The following is a 22,764-nucleotide window of genomic DNA, read 5'->3' as shown; positions in this document are numbered from 1 at the left end:
AATTGTTCATTGTTTAATCATGTAAACTATAGCAAATTAGAAATATTTACGTGAATAGTTGACAATTCAAGATAATTGTAATATTAGTTTAATAATACTTAGTTAAATTAGTTAATAGGGCTAAAGAATGGGCCCTTAATGATCATAATTAGAATAAGGAGTTAAATATGATTCAACAATTCTCTCAACATGAACTCGAACATGTATACGCAAATGCGGTAAACACAATTCAATCTCAAATGAACTTCAGCGATGCAGTTCATGAATTGGAAGATGCAGCTCGTGCTGGACATGGTAAAGCAGCGTTATTTTTGGCTGAACTTTATTATCAAGGCTTCCGCGTAGAACGTGACTCACTCAAAGCGCAATATTGGCAGAACATGGCAACCTTGCAAGCATAACAAAACGTCACTAAGGTGGCGTTTTTTACACCCTTCAACTTTTAACTACATAAATTCTTACAATCAAGTTCAAAGCTTACACAGCTTTTTCATAAGAATTTCCTACAATAGGAGCAACATCAACTACACGCTGCATATGATGTCTAAATTAAAGCAATATAAACCTATTCCAAAAGATTTATTTTTCAAAATTAGTATTTTAAAAACCATGATGTACTGTGGAGTCCTTTGGGGTCTCTACCACCAACAAGGTTGGGCAATGACCAGCGATCAAGATCATATTATCTTCCCGTTTTGGCTAAATGGCATTCAAGCGCATAAATATGCCAAAAAGCATTGGCCCAACTACACTCCACGACGCATTACACCAGAAGATTTTGAGGCATCGCTATTACCAACATTGACACGCCTTAAAGTTATCCCTGCGTTGCATAGCTCAAGTCACATTCGTCTCAAGCTCACAACATCACAAATGCGTTTATTCTTTTTTAACCAAGATAAGATTCAAATGGCATAAAACCCTCAGTGCATGTTTGACCTCTGCATGCACTGAAAAGTATTTGCTTTTTTCAAATTTCGCGCTAATTTAAATTAAACAAAAACTACTATAAAGGAATGAAAATATGACTACAGTTGCCCAAGTACTTAAAGACAAAGCTTATCAAGAAATTTACACCATCACCCCAGATGCGACTGTACTCGAAGCCATTTCCCTGATGGCACAAAAAGGCATTGGTGCCCTCGTTGTGACCCATGAAGGCACAGTTGTTGGGATTTTGTCTGAGCGTGATTACACACGTAAAATCGCACTCATGGAAAGAACCTCTTTCGATACCTCTGTCAGCGAAATTATGACGGGTAGTGTCATCACCGTGACAAGTGCCGCGACTGTCGAAGAATGTTTAGAACTTATGACAGATCGCCATTTACGTCATTTACCTGTCGTTGAGGAACAGAAATTAACCGGCTTAATCTCCATCGGCGACCTTGTAAAAGCAGCAATGGATGATCAACGCAAACTGATCGAACAACTTCAACAATATATTTCAGGCTAAACTCAATAATTCCCCCTTAACAAGCTTTAAGGGGGGAATTCTAAAAATCAATAATTTAATATAATTCAAAATTTGTAATGACATACACATTACAAATTAATTACTTTTCTCAATTTCCTTCTTATGCTTAAACCCGCTTTAGATAAATTAGACCAACTAGATGCCATCATTTTAGAATTAGAACGCTTAATGTTATCGATGAAAGACGATGAACTGCTGCAATACCACCGATGTACGATCAATTTAGAGATTGCTTCTGCTGTCGCTGAAATTTTAGATGCAAAGGCAATTATTTATGCGCTACATCCTGAGTTAATTCCAATTACATCAAGCGTTAACCACACTATATATAAAAATTATGTCAAAAAAAATATCCCAGTTAAAAACTGGGATACTTCGAATATAGATCGGGCTATACAACTGCAAAAGATTTTTGCACCATCAACAGATGATGAGCAACTTAGTCTTTTTTAATGACAGTAATTAATTTAAACCTAATTTTTCAGCCACATAGTCTGAGTCTTTATCGCCCCGGCCTGAAACGTTAACAACAATCTTCACATCTTTGGCAAGTTTTGATGCTTCACGAATTGCCCATGCAACCGCATGTGAACTTTCTAGTGCAGGCACAATACCTTCTACACGTGAAAGCGTCATGAATGCATCTAAACATTCTTGGTCTGTCGCTGTTGTATATTCAACACGGCCTAGGTCTTTTAACAAGCTATGTTGTGGCCCCACTCCAGGATAATCCAAACCTGATGCAATTGAATGCACTGGTAATGGCTCACCCTGTTCATCTTCAAGGACATAACATGCCATACCATGAATTTGACTTGGTTTACCCAATGTCAACGTCGCAGAGTGCATATTGGTATCTAAACCATGGCCTGCAGGCTCCACACCCACAAGTTTTACATCTGTATCATTGAGGAATGCTGTAAATGCACCAACGGCATTTGAACCACCACCCACGCATGCAACCACATAGTCAGGATTTGCACCAAATCGATCATTGGCTTGAACTTTAATTTCATCACCAATAATTGACTGGAAGTCACGGACCATTTTCGGGAATGGATGTGGGCCAACCACTGAACCAATCGCATAAATAAAATTGGTTGGATCTTTTAAATATTCTTCAAAAGCGCTATCTACTGCATCTTTGAGCGTAGCTGTACCACGTGTAACAGAGACCAGGTTGGCACCTAAAATCTTCATTTTCACCACGTTTGGATGTTCTTTTTCAATATCCACTTGCCCCATGTGAATTTCACATGGAATACCTACCAAGGCACAAGCCGTTGCCAATGCTACACCATGCTGACCCGCGCCAGTTTCAGCAATCACTTTGGTTTTACCCATGTATTTTGCTAACAAAGCTTCGCCAAGGCAGTGGTTAATTTTATGCGCACCGGTATGGTTGAGGTCTTCACGCTTTAGGTAGATTTGTGCGCCACCTAATTTGTCAGACAAGCGCTTTGCATAAAACAATGGACTAGGACGTCCAACATAGTGTGCAAACAACTCTTTCAATTCATTTTGAAATTCTTCTGTATGACGAATTTGCTCATAAGCAACATTAATGTCATCCATTGCCTGTTTTAAATCTGGTGGAATGAACTGCCCACCGTATTCACCGAAGAAACCTTCTTCATTAGGTAATGCGATACCATTAATTTGATGATCCATCATATTTCCTTCATGTTGTATGCAAAACAAAGACTTTTAAATACTATCCAATTTTGAAAATAAGAAACAATGCAAAATTGGAGTAAGTAATATAAACATCATTGATAAGAAAAAGTAGCGTTTTTAAAGCTTTAGCGCGCTAAATATTTCGTCATATCTTCCACACCTTTGAGGGTCATCGGGAACATATGATCTTCAAAGATTTGTTTAATCGCAGCAATGGTCTGGGTGTAATGCCAATAACTTTCTTCTTCTGGATTTAACCACGCTGTTTTATCAAAATGATTGCGTAAGCGCTGTAACCACACCTGACCAGCTTCATCATTCATATACTCCACAGATCCACCTGCCGAGTTCAACTCATATGGTGCCATACTCGCATCACCGACAACGATGACACGGTAATCTCGACCATAGGTGTTGAATAGATCCCATGTATTCATACGCGTGCTTGAACGGCGAATATTGTCTTTCCATACATAATCATATAAACAGTTATGAAAATAGAAATACTCTAAAGTTTTAAATTCCGTTTTTGCAGCGGTAAAGAGCTTCTCACATTGGGCAATATGTGAATCCATCGAGCCCCCAACATCAAAAAGCATCAAGACTTTAATGCGGTTACGTCGTTCTGGAACCAACTGCACATCCAAAATACCCTGTTTGGCAGTTTCACGAATGGTTCCGTCGATATCCAGCTCTTCTGCTGCACCTTGACGGGCAAATTTACGCAAACGACGCAAAGCCATCTGCATCTGACGACTGCCGAGAATCTGCTCATCATCTAGGTTTCGGTATTGACGTTGTTCCCACACTTTCACCGCAGATCGTTTACGACCAGGCCCACCAATACGCACGCCTTCAGGATGGTCGCCATAGGCACCAAACGGCGACGTACCACCCGTCCCAATCATCCGATTACCACCCTGATGCTTTTTATGCTGTTCGCGCAAACGCTCTTCGAGCATTTTCATCAGTTCTTCTAATGATCCGGCTTTTTTTAATTCTTCTCGTTGTTCTGGTGTTAGATGCTTTTCGATGAGTTCAAGATCAAACCAATCCTTTGGCAGTTTATGTGCCTGATTTAATAGCTCATCCAAATCAAAGGTGGCAATACCGTCAAAATAGTCCTTCATTGCACGGTCGAACTTATCAAAGTAACGTTCATCTTTGACCATGACGGTTTTTGCAAGCTGATAAAATTCATTTTGATCTGCAAAGACCAGCCCTGCTGCCACTGCTTGGTTCAAGTCAATCAATTCACGAGTTGAAACAGGAACACCGTATTTTCGAAGGGTATAAAACAATCGCACAAACATAGGCGAATAAAATCCAATAAAAATTAAATATCAGGAGGTCAAATCCAGTGTGAATGCATGTGATCTTGTTATTTCATCTGCAACTGAGTCTTGCCTTTACATCCACCATTATGAAAAATTGATTCCTACAAGTAAAGCCAAAAGCTTTTACTGTGTGTTCATATACGTTGCCCTACCTACCCAAAGAAACACAAACGGCATGATTTATTCGCAAGTCGCATTTCTTTCTTTAAGTGATTTTTTAAGAGTTTCATATTTGCGCTGAACATCGAGAAGATCCTGCTGCAACTTTTCAATGGATACGATTTTATGAAAACCTTGATGGTTTCTATAGCGGTTAAAGTCATTTAGATTCAAGATCACAAAATCATAGTATTTCAGCTCGAGTACAGTTGCAGCACAGGCCTTTTGTTGAATGGTCGTTTGAGCTGCGAGATAATCTGATTGATCAATGAGCTTTTCTTTAAGTTGATGTTCTGCAACTTGCGCCCAATACGCATCCTGGAGTAGCTGTTGATGCTGCTGTTCAAACTGAGCATCATCCATTGCATAGCTAAAACTAGAAAAATAAAAACTCGCAGCCAACAAAAGTACAGTCGGCTTTAATCTCCTAGGTACAGCTATGTGTACACGAGATACGTATGCATTTGTCTGCATAATTCACCTTTATATTTTTTAATACTCAAAATAAAAGCCGGATAACCGGCTTTTAAATCTTTGATAAAATTAATAGCAATTAACGACGTGACATAAATGCTAGACGTTCAAGCAATTGCACATCTTGTTCGTTCTTAATCAAGGCACCATAAAGCGGTGGAATTGATTTCGATTTATCTGTATTGCGTAAAATATCTTCTGGCATATCATCCGCCATCAGCAAACTCAACCAATCAATCAACTCAGAGGTTGAAGGCGGTTTCTTTAAACCCGGAATTTGACGTAATTTAAAGAAAATTTGTAGTGCTTCAGAGACCAAGGTATTTGAAATATTTTCAAAATGTACATCGATGATTTCACGCATGGTTGCTTCGTCAGGGAATTCAATATAATGAAAGAAACAACGACGCAAGAAGGCATCTGGAAGTTCTTTTTCATTATTTGAAGTAATGATCACGATTGGACGTTGTGTTGCCGTAATTGTCTCACCCGTCTCATACACAAAGAAGGACATTTTATCGAGTTCATGCAGCAAATCATTAGGGAATTCGATATCTGCTTTATCAATTTCATCAATTAGAAGTACACAACGTTCTTCACTGGTGAATGCTTCCCAAAGTTTACCCGGCTTAATATAGTTTTTGATGTCATAAACACGGTCATCACCCAACTGACTATCACGCAGACGAGATACGGCGTCGTACTCATACAAACCTTGTTGAGCCTTGGTCGTCGATTTGATATGCCAAGTAATGAGCTTAAGGCCTAAACTTTCAGCCACTTGTTCGGCTAAAAGTGTTTTACCTGTCCCCGGCTCACCTTTAACCAAAAGTGGCTTTTGCAATGAACGTGCAGCTTTTACTGCAAGTTTTAAGCTATCGGTCGCAATATATTGATCTGTACCAGTAAATTGTTGAGTTTCAACAGACATGACATAACCTTATTTTTTTATTTAAAGCGGTGAAATTTTCTTGTTTACAACGTGCTGTGGTTTCGCTGCATTGTATTTTGTCCAAAAATAGCCGAGGACTAAACCAATACCCACCACAAAGAGAATCAGCGATAGATTCAACCAAACCAATGGCTGATCTTTTGTTAATACACCAAAAATCAAACCAAAAATCGCAGGTGCGATTGCTGCATTTGAACCTTCAGAAACGGTTGGTGTTAATAAAATAGCAAATACGATAAGCCAACCAATGGCACCGATCGTTTTGGGTAAGCGCTTCATCAGCCCATACCAACACAACAAAGCAATTACAGCCCCACCTAAGTAAACCGTAATTGCAATACTGCTTTCAGGAATTGAGTCCAATACCGATACTACACCATTCATTTTCACAACTCCTGAATTAACTTAAGCGCCGCGCAAGCCTTCTGGCTCAACTGCATTTGGGTCAATTAAACCTTCTGGAGGCATCTGAATAAAGAATCCTTTTGTTTCAATAGAATCTATGACGTGTAATACGTTCACACGTGCAAGTTTGCGTGATTCACTGAGTTCTAGATCCATGACAAATGTGGCACGACCAAATGCTGTACGTAAAGCATCAGGCATTACTGCAAGTGGATCTGTCACTTCAGTTTCGTTTTCATTAACTTCAGGACGAGCAATATAAAGATACATTTCATCTTTTTTGCTCGATTTGTAGATAGAACAGTACATAATTGAATCAATACTCATTAAACGCAAGGCAAAGGATACATCAAAAAAAAGACTGATACATTAGTGTTTATTAACGCATCAGTCGTGAATTTGTATAAGTGATAGTTCTTTAATCAATCAGAACTTATTCCAACACTTTCATTTGACCAGAAAGATAACTTTCATCGGCATGCAGCACTTCAATTAAAGGCTTCGTCAGCAAATCATAGCGCCAGCCCAACAAATAGCTCGGTAAATCCTGTTCATCATTATGAAATACCACATGCTGATACAAGGCATTTAACCATTTTTTGCGCATTAAAACTTCTTTAGGCACAGAGGTTTCTTGTACTGCACGCTGAATAACGGTATCGACGCGCGAACCAATATCCTGAGACGAATGACGAATTGGACGTGCCATACGCAGCGGCCATTCAGCTTGCTCAGGTAAAAACTTCAACAAATCTAAAATAATTTTACCATGCTCACGCACAATGTTCGGACGAATGTCTTTCACTGCACTCAATTGAAAATTATTTTTTGGATTTTTTTCTACCATATCAATGATGGTTGAGTTTTTAAGAATAAAGCTACGTGGCTGATTTAAGGCTTTCACCATTTGCTCACGCCAAACGGCCAATTGCTGAATTTGCATGAGCTGACGACGTGAATGTCGATAATTACCAATATCGTGATACAGCATATGGATCGGCGTTTCAGTGCCAATTTCATAAGTTAAATTTTTGCAGTCCTCAAGCACACAATTTAATAAACTTTTCGCAGCCAATTCATTCTGAATCGTATGGCTTAAATTCATTAAATAATGTACATCATTCGCTGCATAGTTCAATTGCTCGGCACTGAGTGGACGAGCCAACCAATCTGAACGTGTCTGATCTTTATCTATATCTACATCGAGCATAGTTTTTAAGGCATTTTGATAGCTGACTTGTAAGCCATGCCCTAAAAATGACATCCCAACTTGTGTATCAAAGACATTTTCTAAAGACTTATGCTGTGCATAGTGATAAATCAGGTCGATATCTTCACTACAAGCATGAAAAATGTTTTGCTGAGCCGCAAATAATTTTTGCCAGAATTGGCTTAAATCGAGGGTTGTACCATCAAGTAAATACACCTGATTTTGTACATTAATTTGGAAAAGTCCAAGTTTGGGCCACAGGGTATCTACTTTTATAAACTCGGTGTCGAGTCCGTAAATCGAGCTTTGGTCCATAAGATTTAAAACAGAATTTAAATCTGGCTGATTTTGAATGAATTGATACATAAGTTGCTGAGTCTAATTTTAGATGCTCTATGAGCTTATATTAACTGATATATATTATTTATCTATAAGGAAAAACGTTATTTTAGTGACTTATTTTCTTTATTTGGCTTTTTTATTCATTGTAAACAAAAACTTTAATCGTTATTAAGTATAAATAATTAGGTGAATTTTATACAAAGCGAAACGAGTTTCGCTCTATAGTTACTTCATTCGCATTCGGTTATGCACGGCCTGACTTAAAGTATGACTATCCACATATTCAAGCTCACCACCCTGTGGTACACCCTGTGCAATACGGGTCATTTGTATTGGTAAATGCTTGGTCGCTTCAACCAAATAATGTGCTGTCGCTTGACCTTCTACCGTTGCATTGGTCGCCAAGATCACCTCCTGCACTTTACCATCACTTAATCGTTGAATTAAATATGGGATACCAATTTCGTCTGGGCCAATACCATCGAGTGGCGACAAATGTCCACCCAATACATGATATTTCCCTCTAAAACTGCCACTTTGCTCGATTGCCATGACATCTGCTGGAGATTCAACCACGCAAAGCAGCTGATCATCACGCTCTGAAGAGATGCAAATATTGCATACTTCATCTTCAGTCAATGAATGGCAAATGGAACATTCATGAATATAGTTGGTTGCTTCAGTCAATGCATGTGCCAAACCAACAGCGCCTTCCCTATTTTTCATGATTAAGTGCAGTGCCATACGTTGAGCCGACTTTGGCCCAACGCTTGGCAAAATACGCAATGCCTGTACAAGTTGATCAAAACGATCACTAAACATTCAACGTATTCCTTAGAATAAACCTGAAAGACCTGGTGGAAGCCCCATACCAGAGTTTGCAGATTTCAGTTTTTCTTCTGAAATCACTTCAGCTTGACGTGAAGCATCATTCATTGCCGCTGCAATTAAGTCTTCAATCATATCTGCATCATCTTGAAGTAGTTCAGGATTAATTTCGATACGTTTCACTACATGACGTGCAGTCATAGTAACTTTAACCAGACCACCACCTGCTTCAGCGTGAACTTCAACTTGTGCAAGCTCTTCCTTGGCTTTTTTAATGTTGCTCTCAACTTCTTTTTGCATGCGTTGAGCTTGCTGCATGAGCATATTAATGTTCATAAAAATCTCCGAACAAAACTGATGAATTCACTTTAGATAAGATCTAAACCGCGTGAAAGATCGCGAATAATATCATTAATATCTTCTAAACCAACAGATACCCGAATTAAACCTTCGCTAATCCCTGCTGCTTTTTTCGCTTCTGCTGACATTCTGCCATGAGAAGTCGTTGCAGGATGAGTAATTGTTGATTTTACATCACCCAAATTACTTGTAATAGAAAGGAACTTGGTATTATCAATTACTGTCCAAGCACCTTCACGTTCGCCTTTGGCAACAAACGACACAACACCGCCAAAGCCTTTTTGTTGCTTTTTCGCCAACTCATGACCTTCATGATTTGGAAGTCCCGCATAGTACACTTTTTCAACTTTCGGGTGCGCATCCAACCATTCAGCTAAAGTCTGAGCACTTGCACAATGTGCTTTCATACGTAAGCTTAAAGTTTCTAGACCTTTCAGGAAGATCCATGCATTGAATGGACTCATCGAGTTACCCAGTGTACGAATAACACCTGTAATCTCTTCCATCAATTTTGCACTACCAACAACTGCACCACCTAGCGCACGACCTTGACCATCAATATATTTTGTTGATGAATAGATCACGAGGTCCGCACCAAATTTAATCGGTTGCTGTAACACTGGTGTACAGAAGGTATTATCGACTGCAAATAATGCGCCATGCGCATGTGCAATATCGGCAATGGCTTGTAAATCACCTACTTGAGCTAATGGGTTTGACGGTGTTTCAATAAACAATAGGCGTGTAGTTGGACGAATCGCTTGTTTCCAAGCATCTAAATCTTCCAAATCAACAAAAGTAACATCAACGCCAAATTTGATGACATATTTTTCAAACAGAGAAATGATCGAACCAAAGACAGCACGTGAACAAACCACATGATCGCCAGCTTTCAAATATGCCAAAGTAATTGCGTGTACGCCCGCCATACCTGAACTTGTCGCAACCGCGGCTTCAGCACCATCCAAAACAGCTAAACGTTTTTCGAAAGTTTGTACAGTTGGATTGGTATAACGTGAATAGGTATTGCCTTCAATTTGACCTGAAAATTTTGCTGCGGCATCTGCTGCACTTTCACAAACAAATGATGAAGTCAGGAAAATTGGCTCGCTATGTTCACCCTCAAAAGTACGAGTATGACCTGTACGAATCGCTAAAGTCTCTAATTGGTATTCGATGTCGTCTTGTTGGCTCATCTGTATTACTCAGTCGCGAAGAACTGCCTTTGTGAAGAATTGCCAATATTTTGAGCGTCTAAGCTATTTAAGGTCAAGGTAAAATACGAAATTATCGCTTAGACTTCGACCAATCCTACAAGGACTTAGGCAATTGACAGTTATGCACCCTTTCAAACAGAAATTTCTAGCGCAGCAAAAGAAAATTAAACACCTGTCTACACGTGTGTTTAATGCAAAATCGCTGGTCCTTTCTCAATCAACACCCTATGAAGTAATTACTGAATATAAACATGCAAAAGTTCGGTATTACGCTTCGCCTGATCGTAAATACAAAGAACCCTTAGTGTTTGTTGCACCACTGGCCATCAATATGGCAATTTATGATTTGTATCCATATCGCTCATTGGTGAAACATTTTCAACACAGTGGCTTTGATGTCTATTTGTTGGAATGGGGAAAGTTGAACTATCAAGATCGATTCTTAAATTTTCTATCGTTTATTGATGATGTGATTCCACATTGTATTGATCAAATTTCTCAGCATGCAGATAGTCGATACATCTCGCTACATGGTTGGAGTATGGCTGGAGTCTTTGTCACGCTGTATACCGCATTACATCAACCTGAACATGTTAAAAATCTAATGGTGATGGGCGCGCCGATAGATAGCTATGCCTCAGGTCGTATCGGAAAGTTATTTCAAAAAACCAATCGCTTGCTTTCACGTAGTAAGAATTTACAAGATACGGTCTACACCGGGAAAATCCCTAAACATTTTATCCATACACCGGGTGTGCTCAATGCGATTGGCTTTAAAATCGTCGATCCAATGGGTTGGTTCAAAAGCCAAAAACAATTTCTTTCCAACTTAGATAATCTGCATGATCTGTATGAACATGCAACCATGGGCGATTTTCTCAATCACATGATTGACTATCCTGGTGGCATTAACCAAGACATGGTATTCAATGTTTGGCTGCAAAATCCGCTTAAAAACGGCATTATTCAATTGAAAGATAAAGTTATTCAATTAAAAAATATCCACTGTTCATTGTTAATTGGCGCGGGTTCTACCGATCAAATCGTTACGGCAGATGCAGCAAGTCCTTTAGGCGAATTGACAAGTAGTCAAGATGTCACGTTTACTCTCATTCCCGGTGGTCACCTCGGCCTGATGTCGAGTCAAAAAAGTGCCAATCAATTTTGGCCAACTTTGACCCAGTGGCTTACACAAAGATCCAGTTTATTGAAATAAAAATTTAGAGGGTAAAGTAAAGATGATTCAGTCAGTTGCATTTATTGGATTGGGCGCAATGGGTTCCCGTATGGCAGCGCACCTACCAAAACAGTTCGACACGGTTTATGTCTGGAATCGAAACTTTACCAAGGCAGAGCAACATGCTGCTGAATTTGGTACGCAAGCGGTTGCTTTAGAACAAGCAGTACAAGCGGACATTATTTTTTCTTGCCTACCCATCAGCCAAGATGTTGAAAATTTAATTGCGAGTGTGACGCTGAAATCAGGCTCGATTTGGGTCGACTGTACCAGCGGTGTGCCAGAATCTGCAAAAAAACTCGCTTCAGCCTTAAAGCAACAAAACGTTTCATTCTTAGACGCCCCTGTGAGTGGACAAACCATTGGCGCTGAAACGGGAACATTAACCGTCATGATTGGTGGTGACGCAGCAGCCTTTGAACGTGCATTACCTGCGATCCAAACATTTGGCAGACTGATTAAACATGTGGGTGAACCGGGTGCGGGTTTTGCTGTTAAAGCTGTAAACAACATGTTAATGGCTGTAAATCTTTGTGCAGTTGCTGAAGGATTCACCACCTTAAAAGCGCATGGCGTAGACTTACATGAAGCACTCGATTGTATAAATGCGTCGAGTGGTAAAAGTAATGTGACCGAAACGGTTTTACCGCAGCGCGTACTGAATCGTAGCTTCCCATTAACCTTTGCACTTCCATTACTTGCAAAAGATACGGGAATTGCTGTTGATCTGGTGCGACAAGCAAAACTTTCAGCGCCTGTGCTGTCTTTGACGCAAAACTTAATCCAAGCAGCAAGTGATCAAGCTGAAGAAAACAGTGATTTTTCAAGCGCTATGATTATGTATGAAAAATGGAGTAAAATTACAATTGAGTAATAACTCGCCATTGAATAACGATAAATAACCATCATATTGTACTCTAGTGTCATAACACACATTGTTACAAATGACAGAGGAAACTCGCATGAACAAATTTACCCTCGCAACTTTGCTAGGTGCTGTAACTTTAATCGGGGCTTCTACTACTGTTTTAGCATCTGAGCAAGAATGCCAAAAGTTGAAAAATGACCATGACGTGATTTATGCATCGAAAGGTTTCTGCTTTAAAGATCCTGACGCTAAAGCGAAGTTTGGCAATGACAATTGCTACACAACTAAGCCTAAATTTTCAGAAAAAGAGCAACAACGACTTGACGCGATCAAAGATCGTCAGAAAGAATTGAACTGTAAATAATTACGATTCAATTCGCTCAAGGAATTTAGCAATGACTTATGATGATCAAAATATTTTTGCTCGGATTTTACGTGGAGAACTTCCCGCGTTTAAAGTCTATGAAGATGATCAAGTACTCGCTTTTATGGATGTCATGCCACAGGCCGAAGGTCATACGCTCGTAATTCCTAAAACCCCTGCTATTACGCTACTTGATTTAGATCCTGAAGCGGCTGCTTATACCATTCAGATTGTCCAAAAAGTTGCGAAAGCAATGGAGAAAGCCTTAGACGTGAAAGGTATCGTATTGATGCAGTTGTCTGGTGCTGCTGCGGGTCAAACTGTTCCGCATGTGCATTTCCACCTAATTCCGACTTCAGTCCATGAATTAGGTAAACATGCCGCACAAATGGGCGACATGGAAAAAATTAAAGCTATTGGCGAAAAAATCAAAGCAGCACTTTAAGTCCAATTGAGTTTAAAGTGATGATCAATGGAGCTTCGGCTCCATTTTTTTATGTTTAGAATATTGTGCCAAGTCATTTTAACTGCAAAATTTAATATTTAAAAATAACTATAAATATTTAATAAATATCAATCTTTATAAATAAAAATACAATTTAAACCAAAAATCACCTTTCACCGTTTTGAAATATTTCCTTAATAGAACTGTCTTATTTGTAATGAATACTTAGCGCCATTAGATAGCGAAATTACTTCTAGCCAAGCTACTGATAAAACATATTGATATGACTGGAAAAGTCTTCTGGAGCTTCAAATGAAAAAAACTCTATGTGCATTAGCAATCGGGGCAACAATTCTTACACCAATGATGGCATCTGCTGCAGATGTAAAAATTTATGGCCGTGCACATGTCTCTCTTGACTATCTAGATGATGGTAAAGATTACAACGAAGTTGGTCTTTCTTCTAATGCTTCACGCTTAGGCTTCAAAGTAGATCAAAAAATTAATGATGACCTCAACGTATTCGCTCAAATTGAGCAAGAAGTAAACTTTGCAAGCGGTAGCCAAGACAGCAAAGGCGTAGATTTTTCAACACGTGACACCTTCGTGGGTTTAAAAAGTTCAACTTATGGTCAAGCACGTGTAGGTCGTTTTGACAGCCCATTTAAAGTCGCTCGTAGCCCTGTGAACTTCTTCGGTGACATGGTTGGTGACGTTCGTAACGTAACACGTGTAGGCAACTTAAAATTTGATGAACGTAATGAAAACACCATTGAATATAAATCTCCAAAATTTGGCGGTGGTTTCAATGTATTAGCTGCAATGTCTATGCATTCAGGTACACAAATTGACCGTGACGCAGATGGCGAAGGCAAAGATGATAACAAAGCCTATGACCTTGCTCTAACTTATAAAGAAGGCCCAATTGATTTTGCAGCAGCATACGAAAAGTATGATGAAAATGCAGCAAACGCAGCAGGTGGCGCAAGTCGAGATGCATTCCGTATTGCCGGTGCATATAAGTTAACTGAAGAATTTAACTTGGGTGCTTTATACCAAATTGCGAAACACGACAACGATACAGCCAACCCAGATGCTCAAGTTTTTGGTGTAACTGGCGAATATAAAGTAACGCCTAAAACCTCAGTACGCGGTGAATACTTCTACCGTGACGTAGATGCTGATGATGCCAATGCAAGCTTGATCGGTGTGGGTGTAGAACATAAGTTAGATAGCACTTTACGCGTATATGGCAACCTAGCAACTGTGCTTAACGACAAAAACTCTAAACTTAACCCTTGGAAAGAAGGTCGTAGCTTCGGTAACGGTATCGCAGGGATCGGTGATGAAAATGCAACTGCACTTTCTCTTGGTCTACGTTACGACTTCTAAGCTGCAATATCTCCCCCAAAAGACATACTCCGGTATGTCTTTTTTTTACTCAAATAAAATGTCTCAGAACTAAAATAAGCTAATTTCATCATTTATCAGTGGTTTATAAAAACAATTAAAAAAAACTAGACACGCCTATTCAATATCATCCGTATAACGATCGTTTACTAGCACCACATCAACAACGGATTTATTTAGCCAAACTTAAAAATAATAAATACAAATCTTATTCATTCAATAAAGATTCTCATTATTAACAATATAACTTTTAGTAAATATAGTAAATTAGTCAGAATTTAAAACATAAATATAAGCGTTTTAGTCGGATTTAAAATAATTAAACACAAGTGTTTTAGTCAAGTATTTAAAATAAAAAATTAGTTTATTTTTTAACTAATAAGTAATATAAGTAATTGTATTTAAATTACTTAATAATATATTTTTATTTTAACTGTTCAACCTATTTGCTTTTTGTATATATTTGTTAATAATATAGTACAAGTTTAAAGAATAGGCTTATCTCCATGAGCTTAAAATTCAAAGATTTAAATCGTCGTGTGGTCAGAGAAATAACCGCAATACTAATAATTAAAGTGATTATTTTAATGATCATTAAGAACATCTGGTTCGACGCCCCTACTATCCCTAAAAACTTTGACAATCAAGTTGCCGAGCATATTGCTGGCAGTCCTTCCCAAATCAAGGAGACACGTTGATGATTTCTGAAAGCGTGGTCGATCTTTCGCGGTTCCAATTTGCAATGACCGCGATGTATCACTTTATTTTTGTTCCACTGACTTTAGGTCTGGCTTTTATTCTTGCCATTATGGAAACCACCTATGTGATTTCTGGCAAAGAAATTTATAAAGACATGACTAAATTCTGGGGAAAACTCTTCGGTATTAACTTCGCTTTAGGTGTTACTACTGGTTTGACCATGGAGTTTCAGTTCGGTACTAACTGGGCGTATTACTCACACTATGTCGGTGATATTTTCGGTGCACCATTAGCCATTGAAGGTCTGATGGCATTCTTCCTTGAATCAACATTTATTGGTTTATTCTTCTTCGGCTGGGATCGCCTATCTAAAGTTCAGCATTTGGCTGTCACTTGGTTGGTTGCACTTGGCTCGAACATGTCCGCACTATGGATTTTAGTGGCCAATGGTTGGATGCAAAACCCTGTCGGTTCCGCATTTAACTATGAAACTATGCGTATGGAAATGGTGGACTTCGGTGCATTGATTTTCAACCCTGTGGCTCAGGTTAAATTCGTACATACCGTATCTGCAGGTTATGTGACTGGTGCTATTTTCGTACTGGCAATTTCAAGTTACTACTTATTGAAAAAGCGTGACTTGCCATTTGCGCGTCGTTCATTCGCTATCGCTGCTATCTTTGGTTTAGCTTCTACACTTTCAGTGATCTTACTAGGTGATGAATCTGGTTATGAAATTGGTGATGTACAAAAAACTAAACTTGCTGCAATTGAAGCGGAATGGGACACTCACCCAGCTCCAGCGCCATTTACTTTGTTTGGTATTCCAAATAAAGAAACCATGTCTACTGACTACGCGATCAAAATTCCTTATGTCATGGGGATTATTGCAACACGTTCAACTGACAAAGAAGTAACAGGTATTAAAGACCTGATCGTTCAACACGAAGCACGTATTCGTAACGGTATGGTGGCTTACTCACAGTTAGAACAACTTCGTGCAGGCGATACTTCTCCTGAACTTAAAGCAGCATTTGCTGAGTCTCAAAAAGACTTGGGTTATGGTTTGCTTCTGAAAAAATACACAGACAAAGTTGTCGATGCTTCTGATGATCAAATCAAAGCTGCTGCAAAAGACACTATTCCACATGTTCCAAGCTTGTTCTGGGCATTCCGTGCAATGGTTGCTTCTGGTTTCTTAATGCTCCTTCTGTTCGTACTTGCTACCTTTGCTGTCGGTAAACGTAATGCAGAAAACAAACCTTGGTTATTAAAATTTGCTTTGTTTGCTCTACCATTACCTTGGATTGCTGCACAAACAGGTTGGTATGTTGCCGAAGTTGGTCGTCAACCTTGGACTATCGGTGAAGTTCTACCTACACATCTTTCAGCGTCTAGCTTAAGTACAGGTGATGTATGGGGTTCTATCCTTGCATTGGCAGCGTTCTACACTGTACTGCTGATCATTGAAATGTACTTAATGATTAAATTCTCACGCCTTGGCCCAAGTTCTCTACATACTGGTAAATACCACTTCGAGAAACTTGAAGCTGCAAAAAAGGCAAATGAGGAGGCTCAAGCATGATCGAATATGAATTACTCAAAATCATTTGGTGGGTTTTAGTCGGTGTCCTACTGATCGGCTTCGCCCTCACCGATGGCTTCGATATGGGCTCAATGGCGATCATGCCATTCGTAGGTAAAAAAGACGAAGAACGTCGTGCGGCAATCAATACGATTGCCCCACACTGGGACGGTAACCAAGTTTGGTTTATTACTGCCGGTGGTGCACTGTTTGCAGCATGGCCAATGGTATATGCAACTGCATTCTCAGGCATGTATTGGGCGCTGTTACTGGTACTCTTCGCCCTCTTCTTACGTCCAGTCGGTTTTGATTACCGTTCTAAACTTGAAAATACCAAGTGGCGTAATTCTTGGGATTGGGGTTTAGCAATTGGTGGTGCAGTTCCTGCCCTCGTATTTGGTGTTGCGTTTGGTAATATGTTCCTCGGTGTTCCATTCACTATGGACGAAACTGTTCGCTCGACTTATACAGGTAGTTTCTTTGCGCTGCTTAACCCATTCGCTTTAGTTTGCGGTATCGTGAGTTTATCTATGCTTTGCGCACACGGTGGTGCATGGCTCATGCTTCGTACAGACGGCGACCTACGCGCACGCTCTGCAAAAGCAACCCAGCTTATGGGTATCGTATTCTTAGTTTGCTTCTTACTGGCAGGCGCATGGTTATACTTCGGTAATATCCAAGGCTACACATTAGCGCAACCGTTTGACACGAATGGCGTTGCTAACCCATTGGCTAAAGAAGTGATCACCAATGCCAACCCAGGTTGGATGAACAATTATAGTATTTATCCTATTACTATGATTGCGCCAATCATGGCAATTTTAGGTGCTTTGATCATTATCCTTGCCGCAGGTAAAGGTAAAGCCGGTTTCAGCTTCCTTGGTTCAAGCTTGGCAGTCATTGGTGCAATCTTAACTGCTGGTTTTGCATTGTTCCCTTTCCTTATGCCTTCCAGCATCAACCCAACTGTAAGTTTGACTATGTGGGATGCGGTTTCAAGTAAAAATACCCTGACTGTGATGACAGTTGCCGCGTGTATTTTTGTCCCAATTATCCTGTGCTACACAACTTGGTGTTACTACAAGATGTGGGGCGTGGTCACTAACAAACATATTGAAGAGAATTCACACAGCCTATACTAAGGCTGTGTCTAAGGAGAAAAGACGATGTGGTATTTTGCTTGGATTCTCGGTATTTTGATGGCATGTTTTGCAGGTGTACTCAGTGCGCTTTACATCGAACATCATCAAGATCTAGATGAGGAATAACAAATGACTGATGCTGCTGTAGAAAAATCACTTGTAGAAAAGAAGCCAAATAAATTTGCAATGGTCATTTCCTGCCTGTTAGCTTTTCCTTTGGCAGCCGTGTTACTTGTACATCCTGCTGCCATGCTGGATGACAATGGTGGATATAGCCATCGAGCGCTGATGTTCATCATGATAGGTATTTCAGGTGGTTTTGTGCATGGTGTGGGTTTTACACCACACCATTGGTTCTGGAAATGGCTTTTTAGCCCCTTCCTCGCTTGGCCACTTATGTTGTGGGGCTACTACACATGGTTCCTACATTAATTAATATCTAAAAAAAGCCCTCAATTGAGGGCTTTTTTTAGATTTAAGCCATCGAAACCACTTTAAGTAAATAGTGAGCGTTCATATTTTATTTAATGGAAATTAAAGCCCACAGGTAAATAAACAAATATTTCGATCTTAGTAGTATACTTTATAGTTTGTATAATCGCCGTTATGCTCAATGGATATAAAAAGGTTATTAATACGCTGATGGGATAAATAGCGAACATTTATTTGTAAATAAAAATAAAAAATTATAAAATTCAGCTACTTTATATTTAGCGTAAAAAAATGTATATTAAAAGCGTTGATATTACTCACCAAAACGATAAATTAATATTATCATCCACTATAGAAAGTAGTGCCTTAGGATCTAAAAATCTTTGGTTTTCTGTACCTGAATTGTATGAACAACATGTTTGTACCACTCAAATGGACGCATTTCTTGTAGGGATGCTTTTTCCAGCAATGATGTGTGGAGAAGATCTTTATATTGATGGCATTGTGTCTAAAAAATTAATTTTTAACATAAATAAATATGTCATTCCATTACTCATTTCATTTTGCCCTACTGCTAAAAAAATAAAAGTTAGTGCAAAGGAACTAAGTGAACAATTTTTTGATAATACAGGTATCGGTACAGGATTTTCTGGTGGTGTAGACTCTTTTAATGCGATACATGAGCTATTTGTTAAACAAAACGATATAGGTTTAAGAGTAAATACACTTTTATTTTTAAATGTAGGTTCTCATGGCAGTAAGGAGGAAAATGCGAAGGTAAAATATTTGCAAAGACATAACCACCTTAAAAACTATCCAAAAGAAGTAAATCTTGATTACATACCTATAGATTCTAATTTACACACTTTTCATCCTTGGGGGCATGAAAAGACACATACTTTGACAGGCTGTGCCGGTGTCCTAGTACTACAAAAACATTTTTCAAAATATTATTATGCATCTGCTGGATTTAATTACAATCAGATTATAACTTTCTCAAAAAAATATAGAGATAAAAGTATTGGTATTTATTGTGATCCTATTTTATTACCTTTATTATCAACAGAAAGTACAGAGTTTTATCAAGAGGGTGCTGCGTACTCACGTATTGACAAAATAATAGATATATCAAACTACGAGCCAACGTATAGATATTTAAATGTATGTGTAAGTGGTGATGATACACATGAAAATTGTTCAACTTGCAATAAATGCCTAAGAACTCTGTTTGCTTTAGATCTTTTAGGAAATCTAAATAAATATGAAAATATCTTTGATATTAAAAAGTATAAAAAAGTGAAAGGTTTTTATATTGCACAACTTATTCAAGATTCAAAAAAAGATATTTTTGCACAAAGTCTAATTGAACTGGCAAAAGAAAAAGGTGTTAAAATTCCTAATAAAATAGTGAGTAAAGTTAAGTTTTTTTATTATCGAAAAATTATTCGAAAATTAAAAAAGATTGGACTTATCTAAAATACAGGCAACTATTTTAAGTATTCTATTAAATATATAGTAGTATTTTTATATTTTATCCCTTTTCTAACTGAATTACATTCTGTTTTTAAAGATCAACCGAATGGATCTTAAGAAAAATTTTACTTTAGATCCATTTATTTTAAAGGAAAAATCAACACAATACACGTTACACAAAATACTTCCAATTACCTTTGCTAGATCAACCTAAAACTATGCATAAAAGTACTATCCTACGAGATGGTACTTTTATGCAGCTTGAGACATTTAGTGGTTACTTAAATAGCCAATTTTTAAATCTATAAACCCAACCCATAAAAAAACCGGATATAAATCCGGCTTAATGTTGTCTATTCTGTTTAACGATGCGTATGAATCGACATCACAATCCCCATACCTGCAAGCATGGATATGACTGCTGTACCCCCATAACTCATCAAAGGCAATGGATCGCCTGTTACAGGCAAAATACCGCTAACCATACCTGAGTTCAAAAACACAAAGAAAAAGAAGGTTAAGCCCATCGCCCCTGCATAAAGTCGTCCAAAATTATGGAAGGAATTTAGTCCAATAATCAAACAGCGAACAATAATTGCTGTAAACAAACTAAATAAAAGGAATACACCAATAAAGCCAAATTCTTCAGCATAAGTCGACATAATAAAGTCAGTATGATGCTCTGGTAGATAACCCAAGTGCGACTGTGTCCCTTCGGTATAACCCTTGCCCATTAACCCGCCTGAACCAATGGCAATTTTAGACTGAATAATGTTCCAACCTGCACCAAGCGCGTCAGATTCAGGGTCAAATAACGTCAGTACACGTTTTTTCTGATATTCCTGCAGAAAGAACATCCAGAGTACAGGTGCTGCAATCGCAAAGGCGGTTAAAGCAGCTGCAATTAAACGCCAAGACATACCACTTAAAAATAAAACAAAAATACCCGGAATAATCAAACCGATATTCAAATCAGGCTGTAAAGCGACCAATGCAAATGGAATCAATAATAAAATTAATGCCCCGACGATTTGTAAAAATTTCGGTGGAAATGGTTTTCGCGCAAAATACCACGCCATCATGAGTGGCATGGCAAATTTCATAAACTCACTCGGCTGCATACTACCGATACCCGGCAAGCTAATCCAGCGTTTCGCCCCCATCCTTTTTTCACCAATGACCAAAACCAACAACAGTAAAAATATACCGATGGCGTATAAGTACGGACTCATAGATTGGTAAACTTTGGGTGGAATTTGCGCGCAGATCAACATCACAATAAAGCCCACACCAAAACTTGTGGCTTGGCGTAGCACCATTCCCGAATCTTCTGCGGTCGCACTATAGACAACCATCAGCCCCAATATTGCATTGAGTACCAAGAAGCAAAGTAACCACGGGTCTAAATGAAGTTTAGCCCATCGAGAAGAATCGTGTTTTATACTGCGGCCATCACGTAATGACTGACGTAAAAAACGATACTGTTGAGAAGGGATCATTGCGAAACAGATCTAAAAAGGATGCGGGAATTATAGATTAAAGCGACAGTAAAAATCACTGTCCCTTAAATATTCCTTGAAATAATCATCTATTAACTTGAGACGCTAAAATTAAACGTGCCAATTCCAAGTCATCAGGATAGGTAATTTTAATATTGTCCGAACGACCTTGCACGACATTGACATGCTCACCGACAAATTCTAAGGCACTTGCTTCATCTGTGATGGTCGCACCAGCGGCAAGCGCTTGTTCAATGGCATTTTTAAGCACACCCAATTTGGCAATTTGTGGTGTCTGCGCTTGCCATAAAGTTGAACGATCTACCGTTGTTGATATAAGTGGCGCCGTTTCAACTCGCTTTAAGGTATCGCGTACGGGAATGGCGAGAATCGCACTTTGCTCAGAATTTACTGCCGATTGAACTAAATTTTCTAAACACAACTGTGAGACACATGGTCGTGCTGCATCATGAACAAACACCCAATCATCATCATTGGCAATCGAAGATAGATATTGCAATGCATTGAGTACAGAATGCACACGCTCTGCACCACCTAAACAAAAATGTGCCTTATCTTGATTAGTGAGTGCCAAGGTCTGCGCAACATTATCTTGCTCGCCTATAGCCAATATATAGCCTGTTAAAGGCAATTGGTTGAGACGTGCAACTGTGTGATCAAGCACAGTTAGACCCGCAATGTTTTGATATTGTTTTAGTTCAGTTTTAGAAAATCGACTTCCTGAACCAGCAGCAGGAATAATGGCCCACAATTTAAGGTTCGGGTGGAAGTTCGGCTGGTTCTGACTCATTGGTACGTAGGTCTACTTTTGCGTTTGGGTCAATATAAATTGGTTTGTACTGAGTACTGATCGTACTCATTTGTACGAAAGTCTCATGCGGTTTAATTAAACCTAAATCTAGACGAGCATGCTCTTCAATAGCTTCAACGCCATTTTTTAAATCGTATACTTCAGCGGCAAGCACGCGATTTCGTTCTTTTAATTCGTCATTGAGTTCGACTTGTTGTTGTATTTTCTGACTCAGTTGTTGATGTTGATGATAACCACCTTCACCGAACCAGTATAAATATTGAAACCCTGCGATCAAAAAGATCGCAAGGCCCAACAATGCTTTACTCGCTTTGGAGTCAAATACATTTAACATAGATAG

At 38.9% G+C, this 22,764-nt stretch carries 28 protein-coding genes; 15 read left to right on the top strand and 13 right to left on the bottom strand.

The features are described 5' to 3' along the window. The first annotated feature begins 167 nt into the window (after nucleotides 1–167). From FTU16_RS02760 to FTU16_RS02745, 4 genes are all read left to right on the top strand, one after another. Entirely contained in the window at nucleotides 168–401 is a 234-nt protein-coding gene (locus FTU16_RS02760) for a hypothetical protein (protein ID WP_078188494.1), read from the top strand. 139 nt (nucleotides 402–540) lie between these two features. Then, nucleotides 541–918 (top strand): DUF2750 domain-containing protein, encoded by a 378-nt coding sequence (locus FTU16_RS02755; protein ID WP_078188495.1) that lies wholly within the window; start codon nucleotides 541–543, stop codon nucleotides 916–918. A 106-nt stretch (nucleotides 919–1,024) separates the two neighbouring features. Next, nucleotides 1,025–1,456 (top strand): CBS domain-containing protein, encoded by a 432-nt coding sequence (locus tag FTU16_RS02750; protein WP_078193901.1) that lies wholly within the window; start codon nucleotides 1,025–1,027, stop codon nucleotides 1,454–1,456. 123 nt (nucleotides 1,457–1,579) lie between these two features. Then, nucleotides 1,580–1,930, top strand: coding sequence for a hypothetical protein (locus FTU16_RS02745; RefSeq protein ID WP_180060180.1), 351 nt, complete (start codon nucleotides 1,580–1,582; stop codon nucleotides 1,928–1,930). 9 nt (nucleotides 1,931–1,939) lie between these two features. Here FTU16_RS02745 and trpB read toward each other — a convergent pair whose 3' ends face one another. The 10 genes from trpB to FTU16_RS02695 form a co-directional block, all read right to left on the bottom strand. Beyond that, the gene (gene trpB / locus FTU16_RS02740; protein WP_180162648.1) at nucleotides 1,940–3,148 is read right to left on the bottom strand and encodes a tryptophan synthase subunit beta; all 1,209 of its coding nucleotides are present in this window, start codon (nucleotides 3,146–3,148) and stop codon (nucleotides 1,940–1,942) included. Nucleotides 3,149–3,279: 131 nt separating this feature from the next. Beyond that, the gene (locus FTU16_RS02735) at nucleotides 3,280–4,467 is read right to left on the bottom strand and encodes a VWA domain-containing protein (protein ID WP_180162641.1); all 1,188 of its coding nucleotides are present in this window, start codon (nucleotides 4,465–4,467) and stop codon (nucleotides 3,280–3,282) included. A 204-nt stretch (nucleotides 4,468–4,671) separates the two neighbouring features. Continuing rightward, nucleotides 4,672–5,124 (bottom strand): hypothetical protein, encoded by a 453-nt coding sequence (locus FTU16_RS02730; RefSeq protein WP_180162640.1) that lies wholly within the window; start codon nucleotides 5,122–5,124, stop codon nucleotides 4,672–4,674. Nucleotides 5,125–5,203: 79 nt separating this feature from the next. Then, a complete protein-coding gene (locus FTU16_RS02725) occupies nucleotides 5,204–6,055 on the bottom strand; it encodes a MoxR family ATPase (RefSeq protein ID WP_180011248.1) in 852 nt (283 codons plus the stop codon). A gap of 21 nt (nucleotides 6,056–6,076) precedes the next feature. After that, complete coding sequence (locus tag FTU16_RS02720) at nucleotides 6,077–6,460, bottom strand: hypothetical protein (protein WP_078193907.1); 384 nt, start codon at nucleotides 6,458–6,460, stop codon at nucleotides 6,077–6,079. A 21-nt stretch (nucleotides 6,461–6,481) separates the two neighbouring features. Next, a complete protein-coding gene (locus tag FTU16_RS02715) occupies nucleotides 6,482–6,790 on the bottom strand; it encodes a YcgL domain-containing protein (protein ID WP_078194000.1) in 309 nt (102 codons plus the stop codon). A gap of 124 nt (nucleotides 6,791–6,914) precedes the next feature. After that, complete coding sequence (locus FTU16_RS02710) at nucleotides 6,915–8,057, bottom strand: HRDC domain-containing protein (RefSeq protein WP_180162639.1); 1,143 nt, start codon at nucleotides 8,055–8,057, stop codon at nucleotides 6,915–6,917. 201 nt (nucleotides 8,058–8,258) lie between these two features. Then, on the bottom strand, nucleotides 8,259–8,855 hold the full coding sequence (gene recR, locus FTU16_RS02705) for a recombination mediator RecR (RefSeq protein ID WP_180056134.1): 597 nt from the start codon (nucleotides 8,853–8,855) through the stop codon (nucleotides 8,259–8,261). Between the two features lie 12 nt (nucleotides 8,856–8,867). Next, nucleotides 8,868–9,197 (bottom strand): YbaB/EbfC family nucleoid-associated protein, encoded by a 330-nt coding sequence (locus FTU16_RS02700; RefSeq protein ID WP_078188506.1) that lies wholly within the window; start codon nucleotides 9,195–9,197, stop codon nucleotides 8,868–8,870. Between the two features lie 32 nt (nucleotides 9,198–9,229). Next, complete coding sequence (locus tag FTU16_RS02695; RefSeq protein ID WP_168379669.1) at nucleotides 9,230–10,417, bottom strand: O-succinylhomoserine sulfhydrylase; 1,188 nt, start codon at nucleotides 10,415–10,417, stop codon at nucleotides 9,230–9,232. Between the two features lie 142 nt (nucleotides 10,418–10,559). Here FTU16_RS02695 and FTU16_RS02690 point away from each other — a divergent pair, with 142 nt between their 5' ends. The 11 genes from FTU16_RS02690 to FTU16_RS02640 all read left to right on the top strand — a co-directional run bounded on the left by FTU16_RS02690 (nucleotide 10,560) and on the right by FTU16_RS02640 (nucleotide 20,096). Next, nucleotides 10,560–11,654 carry an alpha/beta fold hydrolase gene (locus FTU16_RS02690; protein ID WP_180005092.1) on the top strand — a complete coding sequence of 365 codons (1,095 nt, stop codon included), beginning with the start codon at nucleotides 10,560–10,562 and terminating at the stop codon, nucleotides 11,652–11,654. A gap of 22 nt (nucleotides 11,655–11,676) precedes the next feature. After that, the gene (locus FTU16_RS02685; protein WP_180005093.1) at nucleotides 11,677–12,549 is read left to right on the top strand and encodes an NAD(P)-dependent oxidoreductase; all 873 of its coding nucleotides are present in this window, start codon (nucleotides 11,677–11,679) and stop codon (nucleotides 12,547–12,549) included. Nucleotides 12,550–12,637: 88 nt separating this feature from the next. Continuing rightward, complete coding sequence (locus FTU16_RS02680; protein ID WP_180005094.1) at nucleotides 12,638–12,907, top strand: YARHG domain-containing protein; 270 nt, start codon at nucleotides 12,638–12,640, stop codon at nucleotides 12,905–12,907. Nucleotides 12,908–12,938: 31 nt separating this feature from the next. Then, entirely contained in the window at nucleotides 12,939–13,352 is a 414-nt protein-coding gene (locus tag FTU16_RS02675) for an HIT family protein (protein ID WP_180005095.1), read from the top strand. 312 nt (nucleotides 13,353–13,664) lie between these two features. Beyond that, nucleotides 13,665–14,744, top strand: coding sequence for a porin (locus tag FTU16_RS02670; RefSeq protein ID WP_180005096.1), 1,080 nt, complete (start codon nucleotides 13,665–13,667; stop codon nucleotides 14,742–14,744). A gap of 524 nt (nucleotides 14,745–15,268) precedes the next feature. After that, entirely contained in the window at nucleotides 15,269–15,460 is a 192-nt protein-coding gene (cydP, locus tag FTU16_RS02665) for a cytochrome oxidase putative small subunit CydP (protein ID WP_078188513.1), read from the top strand. Next, nucleotides 15,460–17,046 carry a cytochrome ubiquinol oxidase subunit I gene (locus FTU16_RS02660; protein ID WP_168378621.1) on the top strand — a complete coding sequence of 529 codons (1,587 nt, stop codon included), beginning with the start codon at nucleotides 15,460–15,462 and terminating at the stop codon, nucleotides 17,044–17,046. Before cydP ends, FTU16_RS02660 begins: the two co-directional genes overlap by 1 nt. Next, nucleotides 17,043–18,188 carry a cytochrome d ubiquinol oxidase subunit II gene (gene cydB, locus FTU16_RS02655; protein WP_078193913.1) on the top strand — a complete coding sequence of 382 codons (1,146 nt, stop codon included), beginning with the start codon at nucleotides 17,043–17,045 and terminating at the stop codon, nucleotides 18,186–18,188. Before FTU16_RS02660 ends, cydB begins: the two co-directional genes overlap by 4 nt. Nucleotides 18,189–18,212: 24 nt before the next feature. Then, complete coding sequence (cydX, locus tag FTU16_RS02650; protein WP_002120988.1) at nucleotides 18,213–18,314, top strand: cytochrome bd-I oxidase subunit CydX; 102 nt, start codon at nucleotides 18,213–18,215, stop codon at nucleotides 18,312–18,314. A gap of 3 nt (nucleotides 18,315–18,317) precedes the next feature. Beyond that, nucleotides 18,318–18,620, top strand: a complete 303-nt coding sequence (locus FTU16_RS02645; RefSeq protein WP_078188516.1) for a cyd operon YbgE family protein — start codon at nucleotides 18,318–18,320, stop codon at nucleotides 18,618–18,620. Between the two features lie 291 nt (nucleotides 18,621–18,911). Then, nucleotides 18,912–20,096 carry a hypothetical protein gene (locus tag FTU16_RS02640; protein ID WP_180162638.1) on the top strand — a complete coding sequence of 395 codons (1,185 nt, stop codon included), beginning with the start codon at nucleotides 18,912–18,914 and terminating at the stop codon, nucleotides 20,094–20,096. 359 nt (nucleotides 20,097–20,455) lie between these two features. On the opposite strand, the gene rodA is transcribed toward FTU16_RS02640, so the two are convergent. The 3 genes from rodA to FTU16_RS02625 all read right to left on the bottom strand — a co-directional run bounded on the left by rodA (nucleotide 20,456) and on the right by FTU16_RS02625 (nucleotide 22,758). Then, on the bottom strand, nucleotides 20,456–21,592 hold the full coding sequence (gene rodA, locus FTU16_RS02635) for a rod shape-determining protein RodA (RefSeq protein ID WP_168378624.1): 1,137 nt from the start codon (nucleotides 21,590–21,592) through the stop codon (nucleotides 20,456–20,458). A gap of 85 nt (nucleotides 21,593–21,677) precedes the next feature. Beyond that, entirely contained in the window at nucleotides 21,678–22,403 is a 726-nt protein-coding gene (ispD, locus tag FTU16_RS02630; protein WP_180114254.1) for a 2-C-methyl-D-erythritol 4-phosphate cytidylyltransferase, read from the bottom strand. After that, entirely contained in the window at nucleotides 22,366–22,758 is a 393-nt protein-coding gene (locus FTU16_RS02625; protein ID WP_078188520.1) for a septum formation initiator family protein, read from the bottom strand. Before FTU16_RS02625 ends, ispD begins: the two co-directional genes overlap by 38 nt. Nucleotides 22,759–22,764 lie beyond the last annotated feature (6 nt).

Source organism: Acinetobacter sp. YH12069 (assembly GCF_013419675.1).
In the GTDB taxonomy this organism is placed as follows: domain Bacteria; phylum Pseudomonadota; class Gammaproteobacteria; order Pseudomonadales; family Moraxellaceae; genus Acinetobacter; species Acinetobacter amyesii.
Note: the sequence above shows the minus strand (reverse complement) of the source record. Positions and strands in the feature narration are given on the sequence as shown.